The sequence below is a fragment of the Rhizobium sp. SYY.PMSO genome, from assembly GCF_046840415.1.
Classification (GTDB): Bacteria; Pseudomonadota; Alphaproteobacteria; order Rhizobiales; family Rhizobiaceae; genus Rhizobium.
Genome location: NZ_CP177350.1, coordinates 424,482 through 438,408 on the forward strand (window position 1 = coordinate 424,482; position 13,927 = coordinate 438,408).

The window sequence follows — 13,927 nt, forward strand, 5'->3', positions numbered from 1 at the left end:
CGTTACGGCCTCCGCGTAAGTGCAAGTGCACCGGTTGGGAGAGTGCTTGCATGGAATGATGCTGGGACGAGGACGGTCGAGTCGCCTTCTTCGATGATGCATGGCCCCGGGACCGAGCTGCCGACGTTCAGATCCTTGCGCCGATAGGTGAGGGCCGAAGAATGAAGCTTGCCCGCGATGCGGATATCGCGATGGCCGGCCGCCACGATTTCCGTAACCGGTTCAACAGGGGCCTGTTCATCCTGAGGCATCGGAAGGCTACCGCAAACACGTACGCGCAGCTCAACGAATTCGACCGGCGCAGCCCTGTCACAATGACTATAGAGCCTGTTATGTTCGTCGTGGAAGGTGCCAGCGATCGCCGTCAGATCGGGGAATTTGCCGTTGGCGCCAACAGGAACAGCGACGGCAACCTGGAACGATTGCCCTTTGTATCGCAGCTCCGCCCAGAACTCGTGCTCGACCGAAATCAGCCGAGAGATATCGATCTGATGGGATAGCCAGACGAGAGTTTCTGCCTTCAGCGTCTCGAATTCATTCGAGATCAGTTCGTCGGTAATCGTCGAACCCTGGACAACCGCAATGACGTCGTGGGTGAGGGAGGTGACCACGCCGCCGCGCGCGCAGAAGACCGAAGGGGCAGGGGGGACGACAATGGAGTTGATGCCGATTTCGTCGGCAAGCAACGGACCGTGCAGCGCGCCATTCCCGCCAAACAGGACGAGCGTGACATTCTGCGGATCGAGGCCATGCGCCGCGAGATACGGGAGGATCCGGCTGACCATGTTGGAGGTCGTCACGGAAAGGCAGGCATCCGCCGCCTCGGTCGTCGATACGCCAAGCTGTTGGGCTACCGGCAAATAGGCGGATGCGGCTCGATCGATATCGAGCTGCATTGCGCCACCGAGGAAATTTTCAGGATTAAGGTAGCCGCACAGGAGATAGGCATCCGTGACGGTCGGCTTGTCGCCGCCGCGGCCGAAGGCTGCAGGCCCGGGAAAGGCGCCGGCGCTTTCCGGGCCGACCCGCATGGCGGGACCGTTCAGGCGCACCAATGAACCGCCGCCGGCGCCGATCGCCTCGATCTCGGTGACCGGAAGCGTGATCGGAAAATCGCCGACCGCGCCCTGCGCGGTGACAGTCGGCTGACCCTGGCGAACCAGCGAGACATCCGTGCTGGTGCCGCCCATGTCGAACGTCAGCATATATTCGTGCCTGCTGGAGCCGGCGATCGTCTGCGTGGCCGTCACGCCCGAAGCGGGACCGGACAGAAGCGTATGAACCGGAAAGTTCATCGCGTCGGCGAGGCCCAGGGCGCCACCGTTGGAACGAGTCACATAAAGGCGTGCCGAAGACAGCCGTTCATTCAGATATCGTTCGATTTCCTGGAGATAGGATTTGACGCGTGGTTTGACGTAGACGTTCAGGGTCGCGTTCACGGCGCGCTCGTATTCGCCCATGCGCGGCCAGATATCAGAAGAGATGCAGACATCGATATCGGGCGCCGTCACGGCGATGATGTCGCGGACTTTTCGCTCGTGGGCCGGCTCACGGAAGCTGTGGAGCAGGACGACTGCGATCGAGGCAATCTTCTGTGCCTGTACGGCAGCCACGGCATCGCGCACGGCCTGTTCGTCCACGGCCATAAGCACTTCGGTGTCCGCACCCAGGCGCTCGGGAATTTCGAACACCAGATTTCTCGGAACCAGGGGCAATGCGCGGGAGGAAAAGAGGTCGATCGGGTTTTTCAGGCGCAGGCGCTGCAGCTCAAGAATGTCGCGAAAGCCTTCGGTGACGAACAGCGCCACAGGATCTGCGGAGCGTTCGATGACCGTGTTCGTGCTGACCGTCGTTCCATGCATGACAACGACTTCATCATCGTCCTGAACGCCTAGCGCCGCAAGAAGCCGCTCGAATCCATCCTGGAAACCCTGGGCAAAGTTCGGGGGCGTTGAAGGCACCTTCAAGCGCTTTATCCCGGCGCTGGAGTCGGAGCGCCATCCCACGAAGTCGGTGAAGGTGCCACCGATATCCACGCCTATTCGAACCAATGCCATCAAATATTTCCCATTTACTGACTTGCCTGAAGGCAAAGCGGAGCCGGCACGGCAGTTGAAGCCATGTGGAAAGTCGTTCTGCATTCAGCTTTTGATGACGTATCTTAGGGACAAAACGCCGAATGTTCGTAGTGCATTTTTAATGAACTGGCTGATAAGTTTTTTTGAACATTCGGCCGATGTGAGCGTTTTCACGGCATATGGGCCTCGTGGCTAAAAAAGCGCCCCGCTGGGCGCTTTATCACACTCATCAGGTTTGTCCTTATGGGCCAACCGGAAGCGTGTTGGGTTTGAAACGCACGACGAAGCGATGGCGATCCCCCGGGTAGATCAGTCGCACGAAGGTGATCAAATTGCCGTCCAGCCATGTGCGGCGGGCGATCGATATGCAGGCGGTACGCTCGACGACCTGCAGCCGCCGGGCCAGGATCGCATCCGCTGAAACCGCCCGGATCGAATGTTCGCCTTCGGTGAAGGGAACGTTGTGCAGCAGCCAGCTTCCGGGCGGTTCCTCCTTGAACTGAATCCGCTCGACCTGTGGGACGGCGTCGAGGTTTATCTGCCTCGTCTCCATCGTGAAGGGAAGATTGTCGGCATAGTGCATCACCTCGAGTGTGAGGAGCCGCGTTCCGACGGGAACGCCGACATGACGCGCATCGAGAGCGTCCGTGGCCTTGCGGATGCTCCGGTCCGTGATCTCGAACGAGTAGGTTCTGTCGATGGCCAGGACTTCCGCGCGGATATCCTGAATGTGCATCAGCGGCTCTTCGATACGCGGCGGCGCAACAAAGGATCCGGATCGCCGCTTTCGGGAAATCATGCCTGATGCGGCAAGGCTCGACAGAGCCTTGTTCACCGTCATTCGTGAACAATTGTATATTTCGACGAGTTCGCGCTCGGGCGGAATTCGCGTTCCGGGGCCCCACTCCCCCGTGGTTATTTTATTTTCGATGTCGCGTTGGATTTCCAAATAGCGCGACGATGCCTGCTTATCTGTTGCGAAATCATCCATTGCTAGTCGTAGCAGCCTTAAGAGAGCGAGCGTTGTTCACCAGTCATACCTCTTTCACGATACGTTGCGGACCTTTCATTGGTCTATAACATATGGTGTTTTGGCCGTATACCAACGGGCTCCTGGTCGCTCCAGTCAGGCCCGAAACCTATGCCTTCTCCATATCCGGTAAATCTCAGAGAGCAGGCAATAAGTGCTTCGAGACCGGCGATGCAAGCCGGCCGGTGGCGACCAGTTCGGTCGCGCGCTTGAGATCGTCCGCCATGTAACGGTCGTCCTCGAGCTTGGGTACGGACGCGCGGATGACCGTGAGAACCGCATCGAGTTCCGCGCTGGAGACGAGCGGAGCCCTGAGTTCGATGCCCTGCGCGGCGCTCAGCGCCTCGATCCCGATGATCGAGAAGAGGTTGTCCGTCATCTGCAGCAGGCGGCGCGCGCCGTGGCAGGCCATGGAAACGTGGTCTTCCTGATTTGCCGAAGTCGGCGTGGAGTCGACCGAGGCCGGATGAGACATCTGCTTGTTCTCCGACATCAGGGCCGCCGAAGTCACTTCCGCGATCATGAAGCCGGAATTCAGACCCGGCTTGGGCGTGAGAAACGCAGGCAGGCCATAGCTCAGCACGGGATCGACAAGCAGAGCGATGCGCCGCTGCGCGATGGCGCCGATTTCGCAAATAGCAATGGCGATCTGGTCCGCGGCAAAGGCGACCGGTTCGGCATGGAAATTGCCGCCGGAAACGATCGTGCCGTCGGAGAGGACGAGAGGATTGTCCGTTGCAGCGTTTGCCTCGATCATCAGGGTCTTCGCGGCCTGGCGAAGAAGATCCAGGCATGCGCCGACGACCTGTGGCTGGCAACGCAGGCAATAGGGGTCCTGCACGCGCTCGTCGCCTTCCTCATGGCTCGCGCGGATTGCCGATCCGGCCATGAGTGCGCTCAAAGCGCGTGCTGCATCGATCTGGCCCTGATGGCCGCGCAGAACATGAATTTCCGGATGGAACGGGGCGGTCGAGCCCATGGCCGCGTCGGTCGAAAGGGCGCCGGAAATCAGGGACGAGACAAGCGCACGATGCGCGCGGAAAAGGCCGACAAGTGCAAGAGCCGTGGAGGTCTGGGTGCCATTGATCATGGCGAGCCCCTCCTTTGCCTTCAGAACGATCGGGGTCAGTCCAGCCTTTGCGAGGGCCTCCTTGGCCGGCATCACCTCGCCATCGAATTTCGCTTCTCCTTCGCCGATCATCGCCGCGGTCATGTGGGCGAGCGGCGCGAGGTCTCCGGATGCTCCCACGGACCCCTTTTCCGGAACGATCGGGAGAACATCCTTCTCCAGCATCGCGGATAGAACATGGATGACCTGTGCACGGACGCCGGAGGCGCCTCGTCCGAGCGAAATAAGCTTGAGCGTCATGATCAGGCGAACAATCCCATCCGCCAGCGGCGCGCCTACGCCGCAGCAATGCGAAAGAATCAGGTTTCGCTGAAGGGTTTCAACATCATCCGCGGGAATTCGCACGCTTGCCAGTTTCCCGAAGCCGGTATTGATGCCGTAATGGGCCTTATCCCCGCCCGCGATCTCGGCAACCTTATCGGCGGAAGCCTGGACCCGATTCAGCGCCTCGGCATCTACAGCGGGTACGAGTGTGCCCTGGTAGACGTCGGCAAGTGTTTCAAGTGAGACTTTTCCGGGACTAAGCGTAATGACCATGTCGCAAACCTTCTGGGGAGAGAGCAAGAGGCATACATAATTGCGATATGGCCTCCAATTTGTATATACCAATATGAAAATAGCTTAAATGTAAAGCCGGGCTCCGCAAAAACGTCAAGGGCGGCACCGCGAGGAGCCGCCCTCATATCTTGAGTGGGAAGCAAGCAATTGATTATGCTGATTTGACCGGATTGAACCGGCCGGGGAACTCCTGTCCGTTCACCGCGCGTCCGTAGAACATCCCGAGGTACCACGGGAAGTAATGGTATGACCAGGCGCACAGGCGGTTGCCATACATAATGAATGTACGCAGCAGGGTCTTGAGTTCTTCCCGATCTTCGGTCTCCTTGATGGCCGCCCGAAGCTTGTTCGAGAAATCCAGCAGCGTGTTGAGGCCGGAATAGCCGAGATATTCGGAATAGGCTGGGTCGAAGGCCTCGACCGAGGCCACGAAGTCATCGTGGGAGAGCGTGTCGATCAACTTGAGGAGAGGATAGGCCGTGTACATGATGTAGTCACGCAGCATGCCGTTTGCGAAGTCCCAGGCCGTGAAGTACTGGCCATAGGTGCCGGTATCGCCGATCTCGCCGGTCCGAATCCGGCGCAGATCCTCCGGCTCCACAGTCTGGATCCGCTTGGCCTCGTTGTGGAATTCCGCCGCGACGCCGGTGAGTTTGGCAAAACGTCCTTCGCCCTTGAATGCCTCTTCCGGATTGTGCGGTTTCACTTCGACAAAGATCTTTTCCTTGGCGAAGAACAGGTTGTTCCAGATCGCCTTGCCGACGATCGGCAGGAGACGATGATATTCGGGCAGGACCTTGCCGAGCACCGGCTGGGCGAGAGGTTCCAGTCCCTTGCCATACTGTATCGAGAACTTGTTGCCGGTCGCCTGGGAATATCTCAGGTCGCCGACGGCGCAATCGACGATTCGGCGGCGAAGACGCACCGGCGCGGTGCTGATTGTCGGCGTCCAGGCATAAAGGGACTCGCCGGAAACAACCGGATGCGCCTGCATCACCTTGAACGGCAGATCCTGCCAAAACTCCTCGCAAAGCTCCGGATTATCTTCGTCGGCCAATTCCGCCACGACCGAAATGTCGAGCTCCGGCCATGCGATATCGATCAATCTTCCCATCGATTGTTGTCCTTTTGGAGAAAAATTCGAGCCGGACGATTCCAGATCTCGAATAAGTATATACCATAATTGAAGTCTGGATCGCTGCAACCGGAAATTCGGCCCGAAATTGCTGCATTTGGAAGAAAACAACCAGACAAAATGGCATATTTGTCTAATTTTCGGTCATGATCCACAATATGTGGAATAATTTTCTATCAGAAACGGCGCGCATACGAAGCCCATCATCCGGAATGGCCGCATTTTCGTTCATATGGACGGCGCTGGTCAGCGAATTTTCTACCAAAATATTTTAATGGTCTATACAAAACTGCCATTATGGATATGCTAATCGGGCAGTGGGGTTCAGGTGCCACACAAAATCAAGCAAAGGGAATCTGAGAAATGTCGTTTAAGAGCTTGGGTGAAGTCGTTAGGGCGGTGCGGGAGAAGACGGCTGCGTATGAAAGCAACGAGCCGAAGGAGCTTCGGGATATCCGCACCGGAACGTTTGCGGTCGGCACCAACAACCAGTACTTCACCAACCTCGATTTCGTGAACGGCATGCTGCGGGACCAGTCGATGTACACCTGGTATCCGCTGCTGCTGACATTCCAGGACCAGCGTTTCAGCGTTGAGCAGTGCTGTGCGCTCGTGCAGCGTTTCGACTATGCCTACAGCAACTATCTCCGCTACAGCGGCCTTCCGGAAATGGGAGCCTTTGCGGAAGCGATCACCAAATATCTTCCGACCGCCTCCAGCCGTGAAGAGGCAGTCGATGCCGTCAAGGCGTTTCTCGGCTACCTCAATCGGCTCGCTGCCTGGTCGTTCCACTATTTCCCATGGAGCGTTGGCAAGCATCTGACCTATGAGGCACCGGAGGGGTCCATTGCTGCGCTGGCCGACCTGTCCCGTCGCGTGAAGATCTCCGACGGCCAGAAGGTCCGCCTCACCTGGGAGCCGCTGGGCATCAGCGTCATTGCGCATCTGGCAACCAAGGAAAACCCGGAGCTCTGCAACGACGTCATCCAGGCGCTACCCTTTACCGTCGTACAGGACCATGCCGTTGTCAGCGGTGAATCAATGTACGCCTGGGCTCCGGTCGTGAGTACCTCTAAAGTTAATGTCAGGGAACGCCAATGCGACGCTCCCGTCGGCCGCATTCGCTATTCGCAGGGCACTGGCAACAAGGTCATCATCCAGTATGGTGAAGTCACGGAGGACATCGCAACGCCGGTCCTTGGCGAGATCCTGCCGGAATATACCGAAGACATCTACAAGGTTGGTCGTGCCGTTCTCGAGAGCAACTTCGGCGAAAAGACGCCGATCATGCTTACCATTGAACTGGCATGAGCAGCCAGAGAGCGGCTCTTCGTGGCCGCTCTTTTTGACTTTTTGAACGACTTGAATGGCTGATCCATTTCGATATTATGTACATACCAAACCGCCGATTAACAGGCGGACCGAGAGGAACTCGACATGGCTTTCTGTTTTGAACTGCCTACGACTAAAGATCCTTCGCAGCCAGCGCGAGGGATGCATGACAGCGTCCCGGCGACGGAAACAGCGTGTGATGTTTCTATGTGCTTGCTGATCGTGGCCGAGGGCTGCGGCCCCTTCACCGCTTCGCGCTGCACGTAATTCTCGACTCCACAAAGGTCGTCTCCGCGTTTCTGCGGAAAGGACGCCCTTGATCGAGTTCAAGAGCAGGCGGTCGCGGAAAGCTGCAAGGCGGCGAAGCTCCGATCGTCATTTTAGTTTCCGAAATCTCATGGCGTCGACGGTGGTCGTTTGACGCAATGGGTTCGGCTGGCCGCGATCTACTAGCAAGCAACAAAAAAGGGAACATCGCAATGAAATGGAATGCACGCCGCACTATGCTTACCAGCCTCGTTTTCGCCGCTTCGGTGGCGTGGGGAACTGTCGCGAATGCAGAGCAGAAAGAGCTCATCCTCAGCGGCTTTGGCGGTGCCTATGACGAGGCCATGGCCGACAGCATCAAGTCTTTTGAAAAGGACAATGATGTCAAAGTGACCATCGTTGCAGGATCCGGCGCCAACAACATCCCGCGCGTTCGCAACAAGGAAATTGATGTCATCATTTCCGATCCGGTCTTCGCGTTGAGGATGGAAGCGGAAAAGGCATTCGTCCCGCTCGATCCGGCCTTGGTCCCGAACCTCAAGCTGCTGTACCCGAAAGCCATCTATTCAGACTCCGTCGTTGCGGCCAATTTCGGTGCCTACGTCCTCGCTTACAATCCGGCGGAGGTGAAAACACCGCCGCAATCATGGCATGATCTCGCCAGGCCGGAATATCAGGGCCGCGTCGCGCTTCGCGGATTCCGCCCGGAAAACATCGACCTGATCACGCTGTTTGCCAAGGAGGCGGGCGGGAGTGAGCGGAACCCGGACGCCGGCTTCGCCGAAATGGCGAAGATCGCCAAGAACGTCGATGTCTGGGTCGACTCCCATGCAAACCATCTCGAGCTCTACCGAAATGACCAGATCTCCATGAGCATGTGGACAGACGGCCGAATTGCATGGGCACGCGATAGCGAGAAGGTGCAGGTCCAGGGCGTTATCCCGAAGGAAGGCTTCTTCGCGCTCTCTTCGACGGTCAGCGTCGTTGCTGGCCGCCCGAACACCGAGCTCGCCGAGAAGCTGGCCAATGTGCTGCTCAGCCCCGAGGCCGGCGTCATCATGGCTCAAAAGCTCGGCTATTTCCCCACGAACAAGGGGGCAAGGCTTCCGGCTGACGTGCAGGCGAAAATGATGATCACTCCGGAGAATGTGAACAGCCTGCAGAGCGCGGACTGGAAGTACATAGTCTCGGTCTACGACCAGTGGCAGCAGCGCTGGGAACGGGAAATTCAACGCTGATGGCTGAAACTTTCGACATTGAACTACTGAACTGCAGCAAGCGCTACGGAGACATCAACATCCTTGACGACGTCTCCATCAAGATCAAGACCGGTGAGTTCATCACTGTTCTTGGCCCGAGCGGCTGCGGCAAGACGACGACATTGCGTGTTATCGGAGGGTTCATCATTCCCGATAGCGGACGGGTGTCGATCCGGGGCAGGGAGGTGACAACCCTGCCCCCATACCGGCGCAACATCGGTGTGGTGTTCCAGAACTACGCCCTGTGGCCGCATATGACGGTCTTCGAAAATCTCGCATTCGGTCTGCGGATCCGCAAATTGCCGAGGGAGGAGATCGCCCGCCGCGTCGACCGTGCCCTGGAAATGGTCCAGTTGACGGGCTTGAATGATCGCTATCCACGGCAACTCTCCGGCGGACAGCAGCAGCGTGTCGCCATGGCCCGCGCCTTGGCGATTGATCCGGAAGTGATCATCCTCGACGAGCCGTTGTCGAACCTCGACCGGCGGCTGCGCGAGGAACTCAGGATCGAACTCAAGGGGCTGCAACGTTCACTCGGCGTGACCATGCTGTTCGTGACCCACGATCAGGAGGAGGCTCTGTCGATGTCCGACCAGGTCGTCGTCATGAAGTCCGGAAGGATCCAGCAAATTGCCGATCCCCGCACCGTCTATGAGCGGCCGGCCAACAGCTTCGTGGCAGGCTTCCTCGGAAGCGCCAATTTCCTGCCGGGGTCCGTTGCTGAAAACAGGCCTGCCGGCAAGGGCGTCATCAAGCTCGCCAACGGTGCTCTGGTATCGGCGACGATGCCCGGAACGATCGAGACAGGCAGCAATGTCAAGCTGGTCGTGCGGCCGGAATGGATGCTGATCGATCGCAGCGGTACCGCTGCTGGTAATCAGCTCCAGGCGACAGTCAGCGAGACCATCTACGAAGGCTCGGTCGTTCGCTATGGCCTGAAGCTCGACCACGACCCATCCTCACTTGTTTTCCTGCAGGAGCGTTCAAGTGGAGATACTTTCAATCCCGGAGACAAGGTAACCGTCGATGTCATCAGCGCTGTTGTCACAACGGAGTGAGGGGCATGAGGACGCAGCGCGGGATCGTCTGTTGGCATCCCTTTCCCGTGCTCCGCTCTTCGTACCATTCATTTTCGTCATTCTGTTCTTCTTCATCCCGATGGGCTGGCTGGTCGGGACAAGCATGTCCACCCATGTCGTCGGCAGCGCGCCGCAGTTCACTGGCACGCTGGAACATTACGCCCGTTTCTGGATCGATCCCTTCTATCTTGAGACGGCCCTGTGGACGACGGTAAAGCTCTCGGTCCTGTCGACGTTCTTCGCGCTGATCATCGGCTATGTGCTGGCCTATTACATCGCGGAACTGCCGTCGGACCGGCGCGGCCTGATCACCAGCATGGTCGTGGTCTCGCTATGCGTTAACATCGTGATCCGTGTCTTCGGTCTCAATGTCCTGCTGATGAACGGCGGGCTGGTCGACAGCGCGCTTGGCCGGATCGGGATGCCACGGGTTCGTATCATGTACACCGAGCTCGGCGTGCTGATCGGCCTTGTCCAGATTGCTGTTCCCTATGTCGTCCTGCCGCTGATCGGGGTCATCGCGGCAATCGATCCGGCGTTGAAGGAAGCGGCTGCCAGCGTCGGTGCAAACAAGTACCGGACGTTCTGGGCGGTCACATTTCCGCTGTCGCTGCCAGGGGTCGTGGCGGGCACATTGATCGCTTTTACGCTCAACGCGGCGGCATTTGCAATCCCGGCCCTGATGGGTGGCGGGCGCGTCAAGATGATGGGCATGATGGTCTATGATCAGGCGACGGTGCAGGGCAATTTTCCGTTCGCCGCGGCGGTTGGCATCAGCCTTACGATCCTCAGCGTCCTGATGACGGCGGTCTATCTGTTTGTAGTCAATCGGACCTTCCGCACGGTGAGGAGACCCGCATGACCGCGAGCACACAGATCAATCATGCCCGCAGGCTTCCGATCCCTTCGGGCTTGACCATTGCCGCATCCCTAAGCCTTATCTTTGTGATCACCCCGCTGATCGTGGTCGCGGGTGCGGCGCTGAATGCAGAAGCGATGTCATTCCCGCCAAGGCAGCTGACGCTTCATTGGATGATCGCTGCACTTACCGAAGGCAGTTTTGTTGAAGGCGCTATCATCAGCTTCGCCGTCGCAATCGTTGCCGCGACGGTCTCCACGATCTTCGCTCTGCCTGTGGCGATTCAGTTGCGCAAGGCGCCGCCGGCGCTGGCAAAAATCCTGACATTGTCCTTCATGGGACCGCTGCTGGTGCCGTCCGTGATCTTTGCGCTGTCGCTATATTCCGTGATGATCTATGCCTTCGGGGGTACGAACCTCTTCGTGCTGATGATCGGCCATATCATGATCACAATGCCCTATCCCGTCCGAACCATCACGGCGGTGACGGAGGGGCTGGATCCTGCCTTGGAGGATGCGGCCAGCAGTGTTGGGGCGACACCATGGCGAACTTTCATCGCTGTCATGCTGCCGCTTATCAAGCCGGGCGTGATTGCCGGATTCCTATTCGCATTCATCACATCGTGGAACGATTTCTCGATCTCGATCTTCCTGACGCCTCGCGAGCTGCAGCCGCTTCCGATCAAGATCTACGAGTATCTGCTTTACCAATACCGTCCGCTTATCGCAGCGGTGTCGACCTGGTCCGTGATCGGATCTGCCATCATCGTCATTGCCATCGACAGATTGGTCGGGCTGAACGTCTTCACCGGAAGGCGCAATTGATCGACGCAGACGATCGAACAGAGCGGCCGGATAGAAATCCGGCCAGTGCTTTGCGTCAAGTCGTCAGGTTGGCATGAACGTCGACGGCAGCTTTCACACTGGCGAAGAACTCCTGCTTCATTGCGAACTCGCCGAGAAGCGCCTTCAACTTGCGTTTGTGTTTATCGCGCATTTGCAGTTCCCGGGCGAGATCGGTGATCCCGCAAACTTCGAGAACAGGCGTGCGGGCTATTATTGTCCATCGGCATATCAAATTCTGATTAAGGCGTTGTTGTACCGAGCCAAGATTCCATAGGCCCGAGGTTCGGCGCCTCTCAAGACCCAACACCGATGATTGCTTATGCTGCCAGTTTTGGTATCGCGCACTCGACCAATCGCACGAATCGGGTGTTGCGAGCCTCCGCAACCACAATATCCAGCACATAGGTCTTCTTACACGCTCAACCTAGCTAGGGCGCCGCCTATAGCGCGTGTTCGAGGACCATGAGTGTAGCCCGCTGGCGACGAATGTCGGACTGGAATAAATTATTAGGCCGCTGCTTCATGCCTGGAAAGGCACGCGTGCCGGCGCTGCCGAATTGAGCAAGCAGCTTGTCGCTTCTGCACGCGCGAGTGAGCAATGCCGACTTCTTGCATCGATCCCGGGTGTCGACGCGGTGACAGCTTCCTCCTTCATTGCAGCGATTGAGGACCCGGAAAACTTCAAAAAGTCGCGCTCGGTTGGCGCCCTGGATCGGCCTGACCACCAGACGCTATCAATCGGGAGAAGTCGATTACGGCGGCCATATATCCCGGCGTGGCGACAACCATCTTCGCATGTTTGGGTAGGGAACAGCAGATGGAGCAGTTGGTTTCATAAGGTTACATTGAGTACACTCCTTCGAAATGGAGACACACGCGACTTTAAGCTACTTTGCAACCATTTGAATACATTGCTTCAAGCATGGCGAATTTTGTCGATCACCCAGTCCTGCAGGCGTTTGGCGGTGACTGGCGCTTGCTCTTCCGCGAGATCCTCAGGAAAAACGCCGAAAATCGGCCCGAGATGCCTCATGTATGGGACGGTCTTGTCCTTCGCTTCGCGATATTCTTCGGTTTCTATACCGAAGGCTTCGATGACGAGCGTGACAGGTTGATGCTCCTTGTAGATGGCTTCTATCAGGAAGTCCGGCCGGCATGGCCCGAGCGGCGTTTCCGACGCGAAGAGCGGTTTGATGATCTTCACGCGCAAATCCGGAACGGCATCGAACAAAGACTGCTGCAGCCAGAACAGCAGATGCGAAACCTCCCTCTCGAAACCCGATTCCACCGGAAACAGCGTATCGCCATTATAGACCGGCTGCGCATAGGCCTGGACCGCCCGAACCGGTCCCTCATCGTTGTCCTGAAAGTCAACGTTCAGCAGACTGAGGAACGGGCCGCGACGCGCGGGATCGCCCCGCAGCGGCTGGCGCACTTTACCCAGTACCTCAATTGGCCGCGATGAAGAGGCCGGCATGATCGCCTGCGCGGAGACGTTTTTTGCAAAAAGCAGCATGAAACCGGTCCGGCGAAGTGTTTGCGGCCAATCCGGACGTGAGGTTTCGAGCAACCGTTGCCAGCGGCTGTCTGGATCCCAATAGTCGGCCGCCCATGTCGACAGGAGAGCATTCAGCGACCATGTCCGCAAGACCCTGAGCTCCTTTGCGGCGGCACGGATCGCTGCAAGTTGATTTCGAAGTGCGAGATCGGGATCATCCTGCAGTGGCGGCATGACATTTGTGCCGGCGTGGTCGAGCAGCCGCCACAGAATGCCGCCAAGCCTGGAGGGCCGGTCGTTTCGCTCCGACGAGCACGCGAGGTCGCGGTCTGCGACATCTGCCAGGCGGTTGGGAATGGCGGGCAATGCGTCGATGTAGCTGCGATCGGATTTTTGGACAGGCCGGATGTGATAACTGCGGTCGATGAGCGCGGGAGTGGCGTCCTTGTCGACATGGAAGAGACAGGTGGACGCGTGGTTTGGCCGTTCCTGATGCCGAAGTGGGTCCTCATCCTTCGGCGTCAGTCGTCGCAAGGTAAATGTCCGTTCCTGCTGGATCGGCGCGAGCAAAGGCTGGTATCGACCACTGAGGCAGTCGCATTCGATCCAGCCGTTCATCACCCTGGCGCGCCTGATCACCGCAAGAGCGATCGCCTCATCCTCTTTGGACGCAGCGTCGCCATACCAGGCTCGTAGTGCTGCGGCCTCTTGCTCAGTAAGTTCGGCCAGCATGTGAGCGGGGCTGTTCCTGACGACTATACGCACGCCAACAACCAACCGACGGTATAACCGCCGCCATGCGAAACGCATGCCGTTTTCGGTCCTCTTGCACCGGCTGATCGCAGCAGTGTAGGTGTA

Annotated in this window: 10 protein-coding genes and 1 pseudogene; 6 read left to right on the forward strand and 5 right to left on the reverse strand. The window is 58.0% G+C overall.

The genetic code is table 11. The features are described from left to right. Positions 1-2: 2 nt before the first annotated feature. The 4 genes from ACJJVH_RS20355 to ACJJVH_RS20370 all read right to left on the reverse strand — a co-directional run bounded on the left by ACJJVH_RS20355 (position 3) and on the right by ACJJVH_RS20370 (position 5,909). Positions 3-2,057, reverse strand: a complete 2,055-nt coding sequence (locus tag ACJJVH_RS20355) for a hydantoinase/oxoprolinase family protein (RefSeq protein ID WP_412065955.1) — start codon at positions 2,055-2,057, stop codon at positions 3-5. 262 nt (positions 2,058-2,319) lie between these two features. Beyond that, positions 2,320-3,069 carry a histidine utilization repressor gene (hutC, locus tag ACJJVH_RS20360; protein ID WP_412065956.1) on the reverse strand — a complete coding sequence of 250 codons (750 nt, stop codon included), beginning with the start codon at positions 3,067-3,069 and terminating at the stop codon, positions 2,320-2,322. Positions 3,070-3,244: 175 nt separating this feature from the next. Beyond that, complete coding sequence (hutH, locus tag ACJJVH_RS20365; protein WP_412065957.1) at positions 3,245-4,774, reverse strand: histidine ammonia-lyase; 1,530 nt, start codon at positions 4,772-4,774, stop codon at positions 3,245-3,247. Between the two features lie 172 nt (positions 4,775-4,946). Then, positions 4,947-5,909, reverse strand: coding sequence for a hypothetical protein (locus tag ACJJVH_RS20370; protein WP_412065958.1), 963 nt, complete (start codon positions 5,907-5,909; stop codon positions 4,947-4,949). Between the two features lie 384 nt (positions 5,910-6,293). Between ACJJVH_RS20370 and ACJJVH_RS20375 the strand changes: the two genes are divergently transcribed. The 6 genes and pseudogenes from ACJJVH_RS20375 to ACJJVH_RS20400 form a co-directional block, all read left to right on the forward strand. Beyond that, positions 6,294-7,241, forward strand: coding sequence for a hypothetical protein (locus ACJJVH_RS20375; RefSeq protein WP_412065959.1), 948 nt, complete (start codon positions 6,294-6,296; stop codon positions 7,239-7,241). Between the two features lie 446 nt (positions 7,242-7,687). Next, on the forward strand, positions 7,688-8,767 hold the full coding sequence (locus tag ACJJVH_RS20380; RefSeq protein ID WP_412065960.1) for an ABC transporter substrate-binding protein: 1,080 nt from the start codon (positions 7,688-7,690) through the stop codon (positions 8,765-8,767). Beyond that, positions 8,767-9,846 (forward strand): ABC transporter ATP-binding protein, encoded by a 1,080-nt coding sequence (locus ACJJVH_RS20385; protein WP_412065961.1) that lies wholly within the window; start codon positions 8,767-8,769, stop codon positions 9,844-9,846. Before ACJJVH_RS20380 ends, ACJJVH_RS20385 begins: the two co-directional genes overlap by 1 nt. 31 nt (positions 9,847-9,877) lie before the next feature. After that, positions 9,878-10,729 carry an ABC transporter permease gene (locus tag ACJJVH_RS20390; RefSeq protein ID WP_412065962.1) on the forward strand — a complete coding sequence of 284 codons (852 nt, stop codon included), beginning with the start codon at positions 9,878-9,880 and terminating at the stop codon, positions 10,727-10,729. Continuing rightward, positions 10,726-11,550, forward strand: coding sequence for an ABC transporter permease (locus tag ACJJVH_RS20395; protein ID WP_412065963.1), 825 nt, complete (start codon positions 10,726-10,728; stop codon positions 11,548-11,550). The genes ACJJVH_RS20390 and ACJJVH_RS20395 overlap by 4 nt, the downstream gene beginning before the upstream one ends. A gap of 524 nt (positions 11,551-12,074) precedes the next feature. Then, positions 12,075-12,366, forward strand: a pseudogene (locus tag ACJJVH_RS20400) (transposase); the annotation flags it as partial. Positions 12,367-12,487: 121 nt separating this feature from the next. Here the strand turns inward: ACJJVH_RS20400 and ACJJVH_RS20405 are convergent. After that, positions 12,488-13,834, reverse strand: a complete 1,347-nt coding sequence (locus ACJJVH_RS20405; RefSeq protein ID WP_412066244.1) for a hypothetical protein — start codon at positions 13,832-13,834, stop codon at positions 12,488-12,490. Positions 13,835-13,927: the final 93 nt, after the last annotated feature.

Excerpts from the sequence above, each read along its gene's own strand:
- ACJJVH_RS20355 (WP_412065955.1), bottom strand. The coding sequence starts at position 2,057 with ATGGCATTGGTTCGAATAGGCGTGGATATCGGTGGCACCTTCACCGAC.
- hutC (WP_412065956.1), bottom strand. The coding sequence starts at position 3,069 with ATGGATGATTTCGCAACAGATAAGCAGGCATCGTCGCGCTATTTGGAA.
- hutH (WP_412065957.1), bottom strand. The coding sequence starts at position 4,774 with ATGGTCATTACGCTTAGTCCCGGAAAAGTCTCACTTGAAACACTTGCC.
- ACJJVH_RS20370 (WP_412065958.1), bottom strand. The coding sequence starts at position 5,909 with ATGGGAAGATTGATCGATATCGCATGGCCGGAGCTCGACATTTCGGTC.
- ACJJVH_RS20375 (WP_412065959.1), top strand. The coding sequence starts at position 6,294 with ATGTCGTTTAAGAGCTTGGGTGAAGTCGTTAGGGCGGTGCGGGAGAAG.
- ACJJVH_RS20380 (WP_412065960.1), top strand. The coding sequence starts at position 7,688 with ATGGGTTCGGCTGGCCGCGATCTACTAGCAAGCAACAAAAAAGGGAAC.
- ACJJVH_RS20385 (WP_412065961.1), top strand. The coding sequence starts at position 8,767 with ATGGCTGAAACTTTCGACATTGAACTACTGAACTGCAGCAAGCGCTAC.
- ACJJVH_RS20395 (WP_412065963.1), top strand. The coding sequence starts at position 10,726 with ATGACCGCGAGCACACAGATCAATCATGCCCGCAGGCTTCCGATCCCT.